Source organism: Streptomyces sp. (genome assembly GCF_031181555.1).
Taxonomy (GTDB): Bacteria; Actinomycetota; Actinomycetes; order Streptomycetales; family Streptomycetaceae; genus Streptomyces; species Streptomyces fimbriatus.
The window spans coordinates 1-17,172 of the sequence record NZ_JAPSKQ010000077.1 but is presented as its reverse complement, the minus strand read 5'-3'; the positions used below and the strand labels follow the sequence as shown (position 1 = coordinate 17,172).

Here is a 17,172-nt window from a genome sequence, read left to right as displayed (position 1 = left end):
CTTTAGGGTTTCAGCGTGGAGCCCGACCTGTTCACCGCCGCAGCAGAAGAACGCCAGGAGAAGGACCCGGCCGGCAGCCCCCTGGCGGTCCGGATGCGCCCGCGCACCCTCGACGAGGTGGTGGGCCAGCAGCACCTGCTGAAGCCGGGCTCACCCCTGCGCAGACTGGTCGGCGAGGGCGCCTCGGGCCCCGCGGGGCCGTCCTCGGTGATCCTGTGGGGACCGCCCGGGACCGGCAAGACGACCCTGGCCTACGTCGTCTCCAAGGCCACCAACAAGCGCTTCGTCGAACTCTCGGCGATCACGGCGGGCGTCAAGGAGGTCCGCGCGGTCATCGACGGCGCCCGCCGCGCCTCCGGCGGATACGGCCAGGAGACCGTCCTCTTCCTCGACGAGATCCACCGCTTCAGCAAGGCCCAGCAGGACTCCCTGCTCCCCGCCGTGGAGAACCGCTGGGTCACCCTGATCGCCGCGACCACCGAGAACCCCTACTTCTCGGTCATCTCCCCGCTGTTGTCCCGGTCCCTCCTGCTCACGCTCGAACCCCTCACCGACGACGACATCCGGGACCTGCTGAAGCGGGCCCTCACCGACGAGCGCGGCCTGAACGGCGCCGTCACCCTCCCCGAGGACACCGAGAGCCACCTCCTGCGCATCGCCGGCGGCGACGCCCGCCGCGCGCTGACCGCCCTGGAGGCCGCCGCCGGGGCCGCGCTCGACAAGGGCGAGGCGGAGATCGCCCTGACCACCCTGGAGGAGACGGTCGACCGGGCCGCGGTGAAGTACGACCGCGACGGCGACCAGCACTACGACGTCGCCAGCGCCCTGATCAAGTCCATCCGCGGCTCCGACGTGGACGCCGCCCTGCACTACCTGGCCCGGATGATCGAGGCCGGCGAGGACCCCCGCTTCATCGCCCGCCGCCTGATGATCTCCGCCAGCGAGGACATCGGCCTCGCCGATCCGAACGCCCTGCCGATCGCGGTCGCCGCCGCCCAGGCCGTGGCCATGATCGGCTTCCCCGAGGCCGCCCTCACGCTCAGCCACGCCACCATCGCCCTCGCCCTGGCGCCCAAGTCCAACGCGGCCACCACCGCGATCGGCGCCGCCCTCGAGGACGTGCGCAAGGGACTGGCCGGACCCGTGCCGCCGCACCTGCGCGACGGGCACTACAAGGGCGCGGCCAAACTGGGGCACGCCCAGGGGTACGTCTACCCCCACGACCTGCCCGAGGGCATCGCCGCGCAGCAGTACGCCCCGGACGCCCTCAAGGACCGCCAGTACTACGAACCCACCCGGCACGGCGCCGAGGCCCGGTACGCGGACACCGTGGAGTGGACCAGGAAGCACCTCGGTCGGAAGCGGTCCTGACCACCCTGTAGAATTCCCCGGAGTGCTGCGTCCCGTGTCCGGACCCCGCAAGGGGAGCCGGCACCACCAGAGCGGGACATCCAGCCGGAGCCCCACTGCCGCGAGGCGGCGGGATCTCCAGGAGCGTCGCGCACCGGCGAACGGTGTCGCGGGCAGCCCACCACCACCCGGAACCCGGGAGCGGTCGGTGGGCCACTCGCGTGCTGCACGTATGTGCCCAGACCAGGGGAGCGGCTGCCCGGCAGGTCCTTGTCGAGGACCCGCGGGGTTTCCCCGGCTGCGGATGCGACCTCCCCTAACCCTGGTGAAGCCGTATTCGCACAGAAAACACGAGGTGTCGGTTCCATGGCGAACCAGTCCCGCCCCAAGGTCAAGAAGTCGCGTGCCCTCGGCATCGCGCTGACCCCGAAGGCCGTCAAGTACTTCGAGGCCCGTCCCTACCCGCCCGGTGAGCACGGCCGTGGCCGCAAGCAGAACTCGGACTACAAGGTCCGTCTGCTGGAGAAGCAGCGTCTGCGCGCGCAGTACGACGTCTCCGAGCGCCAGCTGGTCCGCGCCTACGAGCGTGCCTCCAAGGTCCAGGGCAAGACCGGTGAGGCCCTGATCATCGAGCTGGAGCGTCGTCTCGACGCGCTGGTCCTGCGTTCGGGCATCGCCCGCACGATCTACCAGGCCCGCCAGATGGTCACCCACGGCCACATCCAGGTCAACGGCAAGAAGGTCGACAAGCCCTCCTTCCGTGTCCGCCCGGACGACGTCGTGCAGGTCCGCGACCGCTCCAAGGAGAAGACCCTCTTCACGATCGCCCGTGAGGGTGGCTTCGCCCCCGACGGTGAGATCCCGCGCTACCTCCAGGTGAACCTCAAGGCCCTGGCGTTCCGCCTGGACCGTGAGCCGAACCGCAAGGAGATCCCGGTGGTCTGCGACGAGCAGCTCGTCGTCGAGTACTACGCCCGCTGACCCCAGCAGGCACGCGGTACCTCAGCCCGCCGTCTCCCCGCCCTTCCGGGTGGGCGAGGCGGCGGGCTCGTGCGTGGGGGCACCCGCGCTCGCCTGCCGCACCGGACCGGGCGGCGCGGGCGCGGCGGCCGGCGTCCCGGGCCGCCGCAGCGCCCGGTGGACCGCCTCGTCCCGGCCGAGCCGTGTCCCCGCCCGCCGGCGCTCCTCGTACCCCTCGTCGCCGAGGCACTCCCGGGCCCGTGCCTCGCACAGCTCGTGCGGCACGTTGTAGTGGGCCGAACCGAACAGCGGCAGCCCCACCGAGGGCCACATCCGGTCCGCCGCACCCTGGAGCACCGCCGCCTCGGCCGCTTCCCCCTCCGTCACCGTGACCAGCGCCAGCAGCTCCAGCGACAGCACGGCACCGAGCAGGTCGCGGAAGGCGTGGGCCCCCTCCAGGCAGTCCGTCAGCAGCTTCCGCGCCCTGCCCGGCTCGCCCTCGCCCCAGGCCGCGTACGCCAGGACGTAGAGGGCGTAGGTGCGGGCCCACCGCTCACCGTGGTCGTCGCAGACCCGGCGCACGTCCTCGCACAGCCGCACCGCCTCCGGCAGATCACCCTGGAAGGCACGTGCCATCGCCAGTTCCACCTGGCCCATCAGGACATTGCTGTTGAGCTCGCCGATCCTCCCGTAGCGGTCCAGCGCCGAACGCAGCAGCGTTTCCGCGCGCGGCATGTCGTCCGTGACGAGGGCCAGACAGCCGGTGCGGTGCTCGGCGTACGCCAGCGCCTTGTCGCTCGCGACCCGTTCCGCCTCCTGGCGGCACTCCTGGAGCGCCGCCAGCGCGGGCACCGTGTCGCCCTGCAGGATCGCCACGTAACCCAGCACCCACAGGGCCTTGAGCCGCGACTGCTCATGGCCGGAATCCAGCCGGACCGCCTGCTCCAGCCAGTGCCGTCCCTCCGACAGCCGTCCGCAGCCGACCCAGTAGAACCACAGCGAGCCCGCGAGGAACTGCCCCAGGTGCGCCTCCTCCGGATCGGCCAGAGCCAGCTCCAGGGCACGGCGCAGATTCGGCAGCTCCGCCTCCATGCGCGCGGCGATCTCGCCCTGCCGCGGCGAGAACCAGTCCAGCTCGCACCAGGTGGCCAGGCCCACGTACCAGTCCCGGTGCCGCCGCCCGATCCGCTCCGCGTCGCCCGCGGCCTCCAGCCATTCGGCACCGTACGCGCGCAGCGTGTCCAGCATCCGGTAACGCACACCCGCCGCCGTCTCCTCGCGCGTCAGCACCGACTGCGCGAGCAGCGCGGACAGCACGTCGAGGACGTCGCCGGCGGGCAGACCGTTCCCGCCGCACACGTACTCGGCGGCCTCCAGGTCGAACCGTCCCGCGAACACCGACAGCCGCGCCCACAGCAACCGCTCCTCGGCCGTGCACAGTTCGTGGCTCCAGCCGATCGCCGTGCGCAGCGTGCGGTGCCGGGGCAGGGCGTCCCGGCAGCCGCCGGTCAGCAGCCGGAACCGGTCGTCGAGCCGTTCCAGCAGCTGCCCCGGGGACAGCGTCCCCAGCCGCCCCGCGGCCAGCTCGATCGCGAGCGGCAGCCCGTCCAGCCGCCGGCACAGTGCCCGCGCCTCGCGGCCGTCCCCGGCGGGCACCCCGTGCTGTCCCGCACGTACCTCCAGCAGCGCCACCGCCTCGTCCTCGCTCAGCGGGGACAGCGGGAACAGCGTCTCCCCGGCGACGGACAGGGCCCGCCGCCCCACGGCGAGCACCCGCAGACCCGGCGCCCGGCGCAGCAGCTCGGCCACCAGGGAGGCGCAGGCGTCCACCAGGTGCTCGAACCCGTCCAGCACCAGCAGGACCCGGCGCCCGGCGAGATGACCGAGCAGTGTCTCGCACGGCGACCGGGTGGTGTGGTCCGTCAGTCCCAGGGCCTCCACGACGGCGTGGTCCACGAACTCCGGGTCCCTGACCGGAGCCAGTTCCACCCGCCACGCCCCGTCCCGGGGCGCGCACCGCGCGGCGGCGCGGGCGGCCAGGCGCGACTTGCCGACCCCGCCCACCCCGGTCACCGTCACCAGACGTGAGGCGCCGAGCGCCCGGGACAGCTCGGCCAGCTCCGCGGAGCGTCCCACGAAGGGGTCCGGCTCCAGGGGCAGGTTGCCGTGTCCCGGCGTGGAAACGTGCCGAAGGTCCCGCATGGGACACGCAGCGTACTGAAGCGTATTCACTCCGTACAATCGCTTCGCACAACTCCACCGGTGCCGGACGGTAATCCGGTACGGACTCCCATCACCGGCGCGATAGGCTCGGTGACACGACTTTCTCGATGTTCAGGCACGTTTTCAGGGAGCGGGTGCACACAGTGTCCGGTGGAGAGGTGGCCGGAATCCTGGTGGCGGTCTTCTGGGCGATCCTGGTCTCCTTCCTCGCGGTGGCTCTCGCGAGGCTGGCCCAGACGCTCAGGGCGACCACCAGGCTCGTGGCGGACGTGACCGACCAGGCCGTCCCGCTGCTGGCCGACGCCTCCGCGGCGGTGCGCTCCGCGCAGACCCAGATCGAACGGGTCGACGCGATCGCCTCCGACGTCCAGGAGGTCACCTCCAACGCCTCCGCGCTGTCGACCACCGTGGCCTCCACCTTCGGCGGTCCGCTCGTCAAGGTCGCCGCCTTCGGCTACGGCGTCCGCCGGGCCGTCAGCGGCCGCAAGGAGGACGCCCCGGCCAAGGCGCCGAGGCGCACCGTGATCGTGGGCCGCGCCGTGCCGGGCGCGCGGCGGGAGAAGCGCACCCGGGGAAAGAGGGACTGACCCGCGATGTTCCGCCGTACGTTCTGGTTCACCACCGGCGTCGCCGCCGGCGTGTGGGCCACCACCAAGGTGAACCGCAAGCTCAAGCAGCTGACGCCCGAGAACCTCGCCGTGACCGCGGCGAACAAGGCGATCGAGGCCGGCGGCCGGCTCAGGGACCGCGCGGTGGACTTCGCGCTCGAGGTCCGCGACAACATGGCCCAGCGGGAGGCCGAACTGGGCGACGCGCTCGGGCTCACCGCCCCCGTCGACCGCGAACTCCCCCCGCCGCGGCGGTACGCCGTCATCGAGAACCGCAACAGCCCCACGTACGTCGAGGGATCGGCACACGAGCCGGCGTACAAACCGACGTACAAGACGTACCCGTACAACCGGAATGAGGACCACTGATGGAGTCGGCCGAGATCCGCCGCCGCTGGCTGAGCTTCTTCGAGGAGCGCGGGCACACCGTCGTCCCTTCGGCGTCGCTCATCGCGGACGACCCGACTCTGCTGCTCGTCCCGGCCGGCATGGTGCCCTTCAAGCCCTACTTCCTGGGCGAGGTCAAGCCGCCCTTCGCCCGCGCCACCAGCGTGCAGAAGTGCGTGCGCACGCCGGACATCGAGGAGGTCGGCAAGACCACCCGGCACGGCACCTTCTTCCAGATGTGCGGCAACTTCTCCTTCGGCGACTACTTCAAGGAAGGTGCCGTCAAGCTCGCCTGGGAGCTGCTCACCACACCCCAGGACAAGGGCGGTTACGGCCTCGACCCCGAGCGGCTGTGGATCACCGTCTACCAGGACGACGACGAGGCCGAGCGGATCTGGCACGAGGTCGTCGGCGTGCCCAAGGAGCGCATCCAGCGGCTCGGCAAGAAGGACAACTTCTGGTCCATGGGCGTGCCCGGCCCGTGCGGCCCCTGCTCCGAGATCAACTACGACCGCGGTCCCGAGTTCGGCGCCGAGGGCGGCCCCGCCGTCAACGACGAGCGGTACGTGGAGATCTGGAACCTCGTCTTCATGCAGTACGAGCGGGGCGAGGGCACCGGCAAGGACGACTTCGAGATCCTCGGGGACCTGCCGAGCAAGAACATCGACACCGGCCTCGGCCTGGAGCGGCTCGCCATGATTCTGCAGGGCGTGCAGAACATGTACGAGATCGACACCTCCATGGCCGTCATCGACAAGGCCACCGAACTGACCGGCGTCCGCTACGGCGACGCCCACGCCTCGGACGTCTCCCTGCGCGTGGTCACCGACCACATGCGCACCGCCACCATGCTCATCGGCGACGGCGTCACGCCCGGCAACGAGGGCCGCGGCTACGTGCTGCGCCGCATCATGCGCCGCGCCATCCGCAACATGCGGCTGCTCGGCGCCACCGGCCCGGTCGTCAAGGACCTGATCGACGTCGTCATCGGCATGATGGGTCAGCAGTATCCCGAGCTGATCACCGACCGCGAGCGGATCGAGAAGGTCGCCCTCGCCGAGGAGAACGCCTTCCTCAAGACGCTGAAGGCCGGCACCAACATCCTCGACACCGCCGTCAGCGAGACCAAGGCCGCGGGCTCCACCGTCCTGCCCGGCGACAAGGCCTTCCTGCTGCACGACACCTGGGGCTTCCCGATCGACCTCACCCTGGAGATGGCCGCCGAGCAGGGGCTGTCCGTGGACGAGGAGGGCTTCCGCCGCCTGATGAAGGAGCAGCGGGAGCGCGCCAAGGCCGACGCCCAGGCCAAGAAGACCGGCCACGCCGACCTCGGTGCCTACCGCGAGATCGCCGACCGGGCCGGGGCCACCGACTTCATCGGTTACACCGACACCGAGGGCGAGTCCACCGTCGTCGGCATCCTCGTCGACGGTGTCTCCTCGCCGGCCGCCACCGAGGGCGACGAGGTCGAGATCGTCCTCGACCGCACCCCCTTCTACGCCGAGGGCGGCGGCCAGATCGGCGACACCGGCCGGATCAAGGCCGACACCGGCGCCGTCATCGAGGTGCGCGACTGCCAGAAGCCGGTTCCCGGCGTCTACGTCCACAAGGGCGTCGTCCAGGTCGGTGAGGTCACCGTGGGCGCCAAGGCCCACGCCGCCATCGACGACCGGCGCCGCAAGGCCATCGCCCGCGCCCACTCGGCCACCCACCTCACCCACCAGGCCCTGCGCGACGCCCTCGGCCCGACGGCCGCCCAGGCCGGCTCCGAGAACCAGCCCGGCCGCTTCCGCTTCGACTTCGGCTCGCCGTCCGCCGTGCCGCAGACGGTCATGACCGACGTCGAGCAGAAGATCAACGAGGTGCTCGCCCGTGACCTCGACGTGCGCGCCGACATCATGGGCATCGACGAGGCCAGGAAGCAGGGCGCCATCGCCGAGTTCGGCGAGAAGTACGGCGAGCGCGTCCGCGTGGTCACCATCGGCGACTTCTCCAAGGAGCTGTGCGGCGGCACCCACGTGCACAACACCGCCCAGCTCGGTCTGGTGAAGCTGCTCGGCGAGTCCTCCATCGGCTCCGGTGTGCGCCGTATCGAGGCCCTGGTCGGCGTGGACGCCTACCACTTCCTCGCCCGCGAGCACACGGTCGTCAACCAGCTCACCGAGCTGCTGAAGGGCCGCTCGGAGGAGCTGCCGGAGAAGGTCTCCGCCATGCTCGGCAGGCTCAGGGAAGCCGAGAAGGAGATCGAGAAGTTCCGCGCCGAGAAGGTGCTCCAGGCCGCCGCCGGTCTCGCCGAGTCCGCCAAGGACGTCCGTGGTGTCGCCGTCGTGACCGGGCGGGTCCCGGACGGCACCACCGCCGACGACCTGCGCAAGCTGGTCCTCGACGTGCGCGGCCGTATCCAGGGCGGACGGGCCGCCGTGGTCGCCCTGTTCACCACGGTCAACGGCAAGCCGCTCACGGTCATCGCCACCAACGAGGCCGCCCGTGAGCGCGGACTCAAGGCCGGTGACCTGGTGCGCACCGCCGCCAAGACGCTCGGCGGCGGCGGTGGCGGCAAGCCGGACGTCGCCCAGGGCGGCGGCCAGAACCCCGCCGCCATCGGCGAGGCCGTCGACGCCGTCGAGCGGCTCGTCGCCGACACCGCGAAGTAAGGCCGAAAGCCATGCGCAGAGGACGCCGGCTCGCGATCGACGTCGGGGACGCCCGGATCGGGGTCGCCTCGTGCGACCCCGACGGGATCCTCGCCACCCCGGTCGAGACCGTCCCCGGCCGTGACGTCCCGGCGGCCCACCGGCGGCTGAAGCAGCTCGTCGAGGAGTACGAGCCGATCGAGGTCGTCGTCGGTCTCCCTCGCTCCCTCAAGGGGGGCGAGGGCCCGGCCGCGGCCAAGGTCCGCGGCTTCGCACAGCAGCTGGCCAGGGGCATCGCTCCCGTCCCCGTCCGGCTGGTCGACGAACGCATGACGACCGTGACGGCGAGCCAGGGCCTGCGCGCCTCCGGCGTGAAGTCCAGGAAGGGACGCTCCGTCATCGACCAGGCCGCCGCTGTGATCATCCTTCAGCAAGCGCTGGAATCCGAACGGGTGTCAGACGAACCACCCGGCGAGGGCGTCGAAGTGGTTGTCTGATCGCGATACGGTAACGTTCCGCGCGATGCGGCGGTGTTCGAACAGCTGCCGCACAAAGAGAGGCGGGACGGAAGCCGGGGCCGTGAGGTGGCCGGGCGACCGCCGCCTCGCGGCTCTAGGGGATCGATGACTGAGTATGGCCGGGGCCCAGGCTCCGAACCGTGGCATCCGGACGACCCGTTGTACGGGGACGACGGATGGGGAGGACAGCAGGCCCAGCAGGGTCAGCAGGCTCACCCGGGCCAGCAGTCCCCTTACGACGGCCGGCCGCAGCACCATCCGCAGGAGCCGCAGGCGCAGCAGCAGTACGGCGACTGGGGCGCCGCCGATCAAGGCGGTTACGGGCAGCAGCAGTACCCGCAGTACGACCAGCAGTACGCCCCTCAGCAGCAGTACGACCAGAACGGCTGGCCCGTCGGCACGCCCCCGCAGGATCCGTACGCCGCCGGTCCGGCGGACCCGTACGGGCAGCAGACCGGGGCGTACGGCGGGGAGCAGGCCGACCACTACGGCACCCCCGACGCCTACCCGCCGCCCGAGCCGCCCGGCCGCCGACGCGCCGACCCCGAGCCGCAGACCGACTGGGACCCGGGCCCCGACCAGGGTGAACACGCCTTTTTCGCGGGAGGCGGGGACGACGACGGCGACCACGACGACGAGCCGGGCGACCGCCGCGGGCGCGGCGAGCGCCGGGGCAGGGGCGGCAAGGAGAAGAAACGGCGCAACGGCGTCGCCTGCCTCGTGGTGGTCCTGGTCCTCGGCGGCGGCATCGGCGGCATCGGGTATTTCGGGTACCAGTTCTACCAGGATCGTTTCGGCAGCGCCCCGGACTTCGCGGGGGACGGCAACGGCCGGCAGGTGAGCGTCACGATCCCCAAGGGCGCCACCGGATACGTCATCGGTCAGGTGCTGAAGAAGGAAGGCGTGGTCAAGAGCGTCGACGCCTTCGTCGCGGCCCAGGCGAGCAACCCCCAGGGCAAGACGATCCAGGACGGCGTCTACACGCTGGAGAAGGAGATGTCGGCCGAGAGCGCGGTCGCCCTCATGCTCAGTCCGAAGAGCCGCAACAACCTGGTCATCGCCGAGGGCAAGCGCAACGCCGCCATCTACGAGCTCATCGACCAGCGTCTCGAGGTCGAGAAAGGCACCACCGCCAAGGTCGCCAAGGAGGACTGGGAGAAGCTCGGTCTGCCGGACTGGGCGCAGGACCACGAGAACGTCAAGGACCCGCTGGAGGGCTTCCTCTTCCCGTCCAGCTACGGCGTGTCCAAGGGACAGAAGCCCGAGGACGTCCTCAAGCGCATGGTCGCTCAGGCCACCGCGACCTACGAGAAGCTCGGCGTCGAGGAGAAGGCCGAGAGTCTCGGGCTGGAGAACCCCTGGCAGCTGGTCACCGTCGCCAGCCTCGTCCAGGCCGAGGGCACCAGCCACAGCGACTTCCGCAAGATGGCCGAGGTCATCTACAACCGCCTCGAACCCGGCAACACCGAGACCAACGGCATGCTGGAGTTCGACTCGACGTACAACTACGTCAAGAACCAGAGCGAGATCGACCTGAGCCTCAGCGAGCTCAGGAACTACGACAACCCGTACAACACGTACTACTACAAGGGCCTGCCGCCCGGACCGATCAGCAACCCCGGCGAGGACGCGGTCAAGGGCGCGCTCGACCCCACGGACGGCGGCTGGTTCTACTTCATCTCGCTCGACGGGAAGACGAGCGAGTTCACCAAGACCAACGCCGAGCACCAGAAGCTGGTCGACAAGTGGAACGCCTCGAGGGGGAACTGATGGCCGCACCCCGCCGCGCCGCCGTACTCGGCTCCCCGATCGCGCACTCCCTCTCCCCGGTGCTGCACCGCGCCGCCTACGTCGAACTGGGGCTCGACGGCTGGACGTACGACCGCTTCGAGGTCGACGAGAAGGCGCTGCCGGGGTTCTTCGAGACGCTCGGTCCCGAGTGGGCGGGGCTGTCGCTGACCATGCCCCTGAAGCGGGCCGTGATCCCGCTGCTGGACTCGATCAGCGACACCGCAGCCTCGGTCGACGCGGTCAACACCGTCGTCTTCGCCCAGGACGGCCGCCGCACCGGTGACAACACCGACATCCCCGGCATGGTCGCCGCCCTGCGCGAGCACGGCATCGACAAGGTGGACACCGCCGCGATCCTCGGCGCGGGCGCCACCGCGTCCTCGGCGCTCGCCGCGCTCGCGCGGATCTGCACGGGCGAGGTCGCCGTCTACGTCCGCAGCGAGGCCCGCGCCGCCGAGATGCGGCAGTGGGCCGAGCGGCTCGACGTGACGGTGCGGATCGCCGACTGGGACGACGCCGAGCAGGCGCTGCACGCCCCGCTGGTCGTCACCACGACCCCGGCGGGCGTCACCGACACCCTCGCCCGGTCGGTCCCGGAACGCCCGGCGGCCCTCTTCGACGTGCTCTACGACCCCTGGCCGACCGTCCTCGCGGCCCGCTGGTCGGCGTACGGCGGTGCCGTGGTCGGCGGGCTCGACCTGCTGGTGCACCAGGCCGTGCTCCAGGTCGAGCAGATGACGGGGCGGGCGCCGGCCCCGCTGGAGGCCATGCGAAAAGCGGGCGAGCGGGCTCTGGCCGCCCGCTAGGATCCACCTTCGGTTCCGCAGGGGGCGGAACAGGGGGAGGGGTACGCGTTCCATGTCCGCAGCCATGCCGTCGGCGTCGGTGAAGTCCCAGATATTCGAGTCCGTGCTGGGCTTCCTGCCCGACTGGGTGCAGATCACGGTGCTGGCCCTGGTCGTGCTCGCCGTCCTGGCGTCCTGGGGCGTCAAGACCAAGCGCAGGATCGCGTACCGGCGCGCCGTCCGCGCCGGGCAGCCGGTCCACGCGGCGGCCCGGTACGGGCAGGGGAGCGGGGCCGACCACCTGGGGCGGTACGCGCCGCCGCAGCAGGGCAGCGGAGCCGATCACCTCGGCCCGTACGCTCCCCGGCAGCAGGAGAGCGGAGCCGACTTCCTCGGCGCCTACGCGCCCCGGCAGCGGCGGCAGGGCGACGGCCCGGCCTGATGACCCGGCCGCCCGGCCCGTTCCCCGCCCGTCCGTCTGATGGACCGGCGGCCGGGTCCGCGGCCCGGACGTGGGAGGATCGGAGACGGCGGACCGGGGCCGCGCACCCCGTCACGCCGCAGCCGTACGCGAGGAGACGCGTACACAGGCATATCGGGGCGCGAGCACGGAGGAGCACCGTTGAGCAGGTTGCGCTGGCTGACCGCGGGGGAGTCCCACGGTCCCGCACTCGTCGCGACGCTGGAGGGCCTTCCCGCCGGCGTGCCGATCACCACGGAGATGGTGGCGGACCACCTGGCGAGGCGACGGCTGGGCTATGGACGCGGTGCCCGGATGAAGTTCGAGCAGGACGAGGTCACCTTCCTCGGCGGTGTCCGGCACGGCCTCACCCTCGGTTCCCCGGTCGCGATCATGGTGGGCAACACCGAGTGGCCGAAGTGGGAGCAGGTCATGGCGGCCGACCCGGTCGACCCCGAGGTGCTGTCCGGCCTCGCCCGCAACGCGCCGCTGACCCGGCCCCGCCCCGGTCACGCCGACCTCGCCGGCATGCAGAAGTACGGCTTCGACGAGGCCCGTCCGGTGCTGGAGCGGGCGTCCGCGCGGGAGACCGCGGCCCGGGTGGCGCTGGGCGCGGTGGCCCGGTCGTACCTGAAGGAGACCGCCGGCATCGAGATCGTCAGCCACGTCGTCGAACTGGCCGCGGCCAAGGCGCCGTACGGCGTGTACCCGACCCCGGCCGACGTGGCGAAGCTGGACGCGGACCCGGTGCGCTGCTTCGACGCGGACGCCTCGAAGGCGATGGTCGCCCAGATCGACCAGGCCCACAAGGACGGCGACACCCTCGGTGGCGTCGTGGAGGTCCTGGCGTACGGCGTGCCGGTGGGCCTCGGCTCGCACGTGCACTGGGACCGGCGTCTGGACGCCCGGCTCGCCGCCGCGCTCATGGGCATCCAGGCGATCAAGGGCGTCGAGGTCGGCGACGGCTTCGACCTGGCGCGGGTGCCCGGTTCCCGGGCGCACGACGAGATCCTCGCCACCGACGAGGGCATCAAGCGCGCCTCCGGCCGCTCCGGCGGCACGGAGGGCGGCCTGTCCACCGGCGAACTGCTGCGCGTACGGGCGGCGATGAAGCCGATCGCGACCGTGCCGCGGGCACTGAAGACCGTGGACGTCGCCACCGGCGAGGAGGCCGCGGCCCACCACCAGCGCTCCGACGTGTGCGCCGTACCGGCCGCCGGCATCGTCGCCGAGGCGATGGTCGCCCTCGTCCTCGCGGACGCGGTCGCGGAGAAGTTCGGCGGCGACAGCGTCACCGAGACCCGCCGCAACGTGACGTCGTACCTCGACAACCTGGCCATCCGATGAGCTCACCGGTGATCGTGCTGGTCGGCCCGATGGGCGTGGGCAAGTCCACCGTCGGGCAGCTGCTGGCCGAGCGGCTGGGCGTCGGCTACCGGGACACCGACGAGGACATCGTCGCCGGTGAGGGCCGCAGCATCGCCGACATCTTCGTCGACGAGGGCGAGGACGCCTTCCGGGCGATCGAGAAGCGCGCGGTGCGCACCGCGCTCACCGGGCACGACGGCGTCCTGGCGCTGGGCGGCGGCGCGATCCTCGACGCGGACACGCGCGCGCTGCTCGCCGGGCAGCGGGTCGTCTACCTGTCGATGGACGTCGAGGAGGCGGTCAGACGCACCGGCCTGGGCGTCGCCCGGCCGCTGCTCGCGGTCAACCCGCGCAAGCAGTGGCGCGAGCTGATGGAGGCCCGGCGGCACCTGTACGAGGAGGTCGCCACGGCCGTCGTGCCCACGGACGGCCGCACGCCCGAAGAGGTCGCCGAAGCCGCCCTGGACGCACTGGAGTTGAAAGAAGCATGAACAGCGAGGCAGTGACCCGGATCCACGTCGGCGGCACGGCGGGCACCGATCCCTACGACGTCCTGGTGGGCCGCCGGCTCCTGGGCGAGCTGGCCGGGCTGATCGGCACCAGGGCCAAGCGGGTGGCGATCGTGCACCCCGAGGCGCTGGCCGAGACCGGCGACGCCCTGCGCGCCGACCTGGCCGAGCAGGGTTACGAGGCGATCGCCGTCCAGGTGCCCAACGCGGAGGAGGCCAAGACCGCGGAGGTCGCCGCCTACTGCTGGAAGGCGCTCGGGCAGTCCGGGTTCACCCGCACCGACGTCATCGTCGGCGTGGGCGGCGGCGCGACCACCGACCTGGCCGGGTTCGTGGCCGCCACCTGGCTGCGCGGCGTGCGCTGGATCGCGATCCCGACCACCGTGCTGGCCATGGTGGACGCGGCCGTCGGCGGCAAGACCGGCATCAACACCGCCGAGGGCAAGAACCTGGTGGGGGCCTTCCACCCGCCCGCCGGCGTGCTGTGCGACCTGGCCGCGCTGGACTCCCTCCCGGTCAACGACTACGTCTCGGGGCTGGCGGAGGTCATCAAGGCCGGCTTCATCGCCGACCCCGTGATCCTGGACCTCATCGAGGCCGACCCGCAGGCCGCCCGCACCCCCGCCGGCCCGCACACCGCCGAGCTCATCGAGCGGTCCATCCGGGTCAAGGCCGACGTGGTCTCCTCCGACCTGAAGGAGTCGGGCCTCCGGGAGATCCTCAACTACGGTCACACGCTGGGCCACGCCATCGAGAAGAACGAGCGCTACAAGTGGCGTCACGGCGCGGCGGTGTCGGTGGGCATGCACTTCGCCGCCGAACTGGGCCGCCTGGCGGGCCGTCTCGACGACGCGACCGCGGACCGCCACCGCACGATCCTCGAGTCGGTCGGCCTGCCGCTGCACTACCGCTACGACCAGTGGCCCAAGCTGCTGGAGAACATGAAGGTCGACAAGAAGTCCCGCGGCGACCTGCTGCGCTTCATCGTCCTCGACGGTCTCGCCAGGCCCACCGTGCTGGAGGGACCGGACCCGGCCGTCCTGCTCGCCGCGTACGGCGAGGTGGGGGAGTAGCCCCGGGGATCCGCGTTCACCCGACGCGCCGGCCACCGGCTCGCCGTGACGGGCACTCATCACCGCCCCCGGCCGTTCACACAACGACGGCCGGGGGCGGTACCGTTCGGTAGCACGCGGGGGGTACCCCCTGCTGTCAGCGCCCATCGCCTGCGGCGGGTGAACCGAAGGGGCTGAAGCGCCCCGGAGGTGAACCGAGCCCCGAAGAACGAGACGGAGTGGCACCGGATGCAGCACGCAGTGGGTTCACCGCTGCCGCCGCCCCACCAGCCGGGGCACGGACCGGCCGTCGGCTGGTCACCGGCCGCACACCACCCGGGCCGGCACCCGGGAGGGCACCAGGGACCCGCCCCCGTGCCGCCTCCGGCACCGGGCTACCCCGCGCCTCCGCCCGGGCCCACCCCGCCCCCCGCGGGCCCGCAGCACGCCTCGGTGCCCCCGCCGCCGGACACCACCGGCCATGTGCCGCTGCCGCCCGGCGGCCCCGTCGCCATGCCCAGCGCCCCGCAGGCCGCCGCTCCCCCCGACCCGGCCGCCACGGCCATCGCCGTGCTGCTCATCGGACCCGCGGGCGCCGGGAAGACCAGCGTGGCCAAGTACTGGGCGGACCACCGCCGGGTCCCGACCGCGCACATCAGCCTCGACGACGTACGCGAGTGGGTGCGCTCGGGCTTCGCCGACCCGCAGTCGGGGTGGAACGACAACTCCGAGGCCCAGTACCGCCTGGCCCGCCGCACCTGCGGCTTCGCCGCGCGCAACTTCCTCGCCAACGGCATCTCGTGCATCCTCGACGACGCCGTCTTCCCCGACCGTCCGGCCGTCGGCCTCGGCGGCTGGAAACGGCACGTGGGCCCCGGCCTGCTGCCGGTCGTCCTCCTGCCGGGCCTGGACATCGTCCTGGAACGCAACGCGGAACGTTCCGGCAACCGCCGCCTCAGCGACGAGGAGGTCGCCCGCATCCACGGCCGCATGGCCGGCTGGTACGGCTCGGGGCTCCCGATCATCGACAACTCCCAGCTCGACGTACCGGAGACGGCGCGGATCCTGGACGACGTCCTGGCCAGGTCGATCGCGAGCCCGCCGGCCTGGTGAGACCGGGGCCCCGGACCACCGGCCCGGCCGCCCGCGGCACGGGGCGGCCGACGCGGCGCGGGCGGCGACGCCCACTCGGACCTCCCGACCGGCGGTATCCGGCCGCCGCTCATAGGCTCGGGTCATGTCAGAGGTGTACGCGGTCCGCCGGACGCGGGTACGGGAATGCTGCAACGCGGGCGGCAGCGCGGCGGCGCTGGTGTCCCGGCCCGCCAACGTGCGCTACCTCGCGGGTACCGCTCCCGAGGGCGCCGTGCTGCTGCTGGGCAGGACCGAGGACGTGCTGGTGTGTGCCGGGCCGCCCGACGACCGCTCCCCGCAGGTCCGGCCCGACGAGGCGCTGCGCGTGCACGTCGTGACCCCGGCCGGCGGTGACGCCGCCGTCACGGCGGCCGGTCTCGCCGCCGCCCAGGGCGCCGAGTCCCTCGCCGTCGAGGAGCACCACCTCACCGTGACCCGGCACCGCGCCATCCGCTCGGTCGCCCCCCGGCTGCGCCTGGCCGACGCCGGCTGCGCGGTCGAGCAGCTCCGGGTGGTCAAGGACGAGGAGGAGATCTCCTGCCTGCGCATCGGCGCGGAGATCGCCGACCAGGCCCTCGGCGAGCTGCTGGAGTCCATCCTGGTCGGCCGAACCGAACGCCACCTCGCCCTGGAGCTGGAGCGCCGCCTCGTCGACCACGGCGCCGACGGCCCCGCCTTCCCCACCTCCGTCGCCACCGGCCCGAACGCCGGGCGGCGCGGTCACCGGCCCACCGACCGCCGCGTCGAGGAGGGCGACTTCCTCTCCGTCTGCCTCGGCGCCGCCTACCGGGGCTACCGCTGCGAGATCGGCCGTACCTTCGTCATCGGCACGGCCCCCGCGGACTGGCAGATCGAACTGTACGACCTCGTCTTCTCCGCCCAGCGCGCCGGACGGGAGTCCCTGGTACCGGGCGCCGCCTGCCGCGACGTGGACCGCGCGACGCGCCACGTGCTGGATTCCGCCGGGTACGCCGACGCCCTCCCCGCCCTCACGGGGCACGGCGTCGGACTCGAAATCGACGAGGACCCTCGGCTGACCCCCGCGGCCATGGGTAAACTGGACGCTTGCGTGCCGGTCACCGTCGAACCGGGGGTCCACCTCCCGGGCCGGGGTGGTGTCCGGATCGATGACACGCTCGTCGTACGCCCCGAGGCGGACGGCGGACCCGAGCTACTCACCATCACGACCAAGGAGCTGCTCGCGCTCTAGCCTCGCGCTGTGCGCCGCCCCGGGGTCGTCCACGTCAGTCCAGTCCAGGAGATTCCTCAACCGTGGCTTCCACGAACGACCTCAAGAACGGCATGGTGCTCAAGCTCGAAGGCGGCCAGCTCTGGTCCGTCGTCGAGTTCCAGCACGTCAAGCCCGGCAAGGGCCCGGCCTTCGTGCGCACCAA

Annotated in this window: 15 protein-coding genes and 1 pseudogene; 15 read left to right on the top strand and 1 reads right to left on the bottom strand. The window is 72.2% G+C overall.

Going from position 1 to position 17,172, the window contains the following annotated elements; genetic code table 11:
- The first annotated feature begins 15 nt into the window (after positions 1-15).
- Together RIM90_RS17390 and rpsD are read left to right on the top strand one after the other, a co-directional pair.
- A complete protein-coding gene (locus RIM90_RS17390) occupies positions 16-1,371 on the top strand; it encodes a replication-associated recombination protein A (protein ID WP_309061627.1) in 1,356 nt (451 codons plus the stop codon).
- 345 nt (positions 1,372-1,716) lie between these two features.
- Positions 1,717-2,331, top strand: a complete 615-nt coding sequence (gene rpsD, locus RIM90_RS17385; protein WP_309061626.1) for a 30S ribosomal protein S4 — start codon at positions 1,717-1,719, stop codon at positions 2,329-2,331.
- A 21-nt stretch (positions 2,332-2,352) separates the two neighbouring features.
- Here the strand turns inward: rpsD and RIM90_RS17380 are convergent, their stop codons facing one another.
- Entirely contained in the window at positions 2,353-4,512 is a 2,160-nt protein-coding gene (locus RIM90_RS17380; RefSeq protein WP_309061625.1) for a regulator, read from the bottom strand.
- Positions 4,513-4,667: 155 nt separating this feature from the next.
- On the opposite strand from RIM90_RS17380, the gene RIM90_RS17375 reads away from it, so the two are divergent.
- The 13 genes and pseudogenes from RIM90_RS17375 to RIM90_RS17315 form a co-directional block, all read left to right on the top strand.
- Positions 4,668-5,120, top strand: a complete 453-nt coding sequence (locus RIM90_RS17375) for a DUF948 domain-containing protein (protein ID WP_309061624.1) — start codon at positions 4,668-4,670, stop codon at positions 5,118-5,120.
- Between the two features lie 6 nt (positions 5,121-5,126).
- On the top strand, positions 5,127-5,510 hold the full coding sequence (locus RIM90_RS17370) for a hypothetical protein (protein WP_309061623.1): 384 nt from the start codon (positions 5,127-5,129) through the stop codon (positions 5,508-5,510).
- Complete coding sequence (alaS, locus tag RIM90_RS17365; protein ID WP_309061622.1) at positions 5,510-8,182, top strand: alanine--tRNA ligase; 2,673 nt, start codon at positions 5,510-5,512, stop codon at positions 8,180-8,182. The genes RIM90_RS17370 and alaS overlap by 1 nt, the downstream gene beginning before the upstream one ends.
- 11 nt (positions 8,183-8,193) lie before the next feature.
- Entirely contained in the window at positions 8,194-8,658 is a 465-nt protein-coding gene (gene ruvX, locus RIM90_RS17360) for a Holliday junction resolvase RuvX (RefSeq protein WP_309061621.1), read from the top strand.
- Between the two features lie 126 nt (positions 8,659-8,784).
- The gene (gene mltG, locus RIM90_RS17355; RefSeq protein ID WP_309061620.1) at positions 8,785-10,449 is read left to right on the top strand and encodes an endolytic transglycosylase MltG; all 1,665 of its coding nucleotides are present in this window, start codon (positions 8,785-8,787) and stop codon (positions 10,447-10,449) included.
- A complete protein-coding gene (locus tag RIM90_RS17350) occupies positions 10,449-11,276 on the top strand; it encodes a shikimate dehydrogenase (RefSeq protein WP_309061619.1) in 828 nt (275 codons plus the stop codon). The genes mltG and RIM90_RS17350 overlap by 1 nt, the downstream gene beginning before the upstream one ends.
- 52 nt (positions 11,277-11,328) lie before the next feature.
- Positions 11,329-11,697, top strand: coding sequence for a hypothetical protein (locus tag RIM90_RS17345; RefSeq protein WP_309061618.1), 369 nt, complete (start codon positions 11,329-11,331; stop codon positions 11,695-11,697).
- Between the two features lie 180 nt (positions 11,698-11,877).
- Entirely contained in the window at positions 11,878-13,062 is a 1,185-nt protein-coding gene (gene aroC, locus RIM90_RS17340) for a chorismate synthase (protein WP_309061617.1), read from the top strand.
- Positions 13,059-13,574, top strand: a complete 516-nt coding sequence (locus tag RIM90_RS17335) for a shikimate kinase (protein ID WP_309061616.1) — start codon at positions 13,059-13,061, stop codon at positions 13,572-13,574. The genes aroC and RIM90_RS17335 overlap by 4 nt, the downstream gene beginning before the upstream one ends.
- Positions 13,571-14,665 carry a 3-dehydroquinate synthase gene (gene aroB / locus RIM90_RS17330; RefSeq protein ID WP_309061615.1) on the top strand — a complete coding sequence of 365 codons (1,095 nt, stop codon included), beginning with the start codon at positions 13,571-13,573 and terminating at the stop codon, positions 14,663-14,665. Before RIM90_RS17335 ends, aroB begins: the two co-directional genes overlap by 4 nt.
- 228 nt (positions 14,666-14,893) lie before the next feature.
- Positions 14,894-15,757 (top strand): Pro-rich N-terminal domain-containing protein, encoded by an 864-nt coding sequence (locus tag RIM90_RS17325; RefSeq protein WP_309061614.1) that lies wholly within the window; start codon positions 14,894-14,896, stop codon positions 15,755-15,757.
- A 124-nt stretch (positions 15,758-15,881) separates the two neighbouring features.
- Complete coding sequence (locus RIM90_RS17320) at positions 15,882-16,988, top strand: aminopeptidase P family protein (RefSeq protein WP_309061613.1); 1,107 nt, start codon at positions 15,882-15,884, stop codon at positions 16,986-16,988.
- A gap of 62 nt (positions 16,989-17,050) precedes the next feature.
- A pseudogene (locus RIM90_RS17315) lies at positions 17,051-17,172 on the top strand (elongation factor P); the annotation flags it as partial.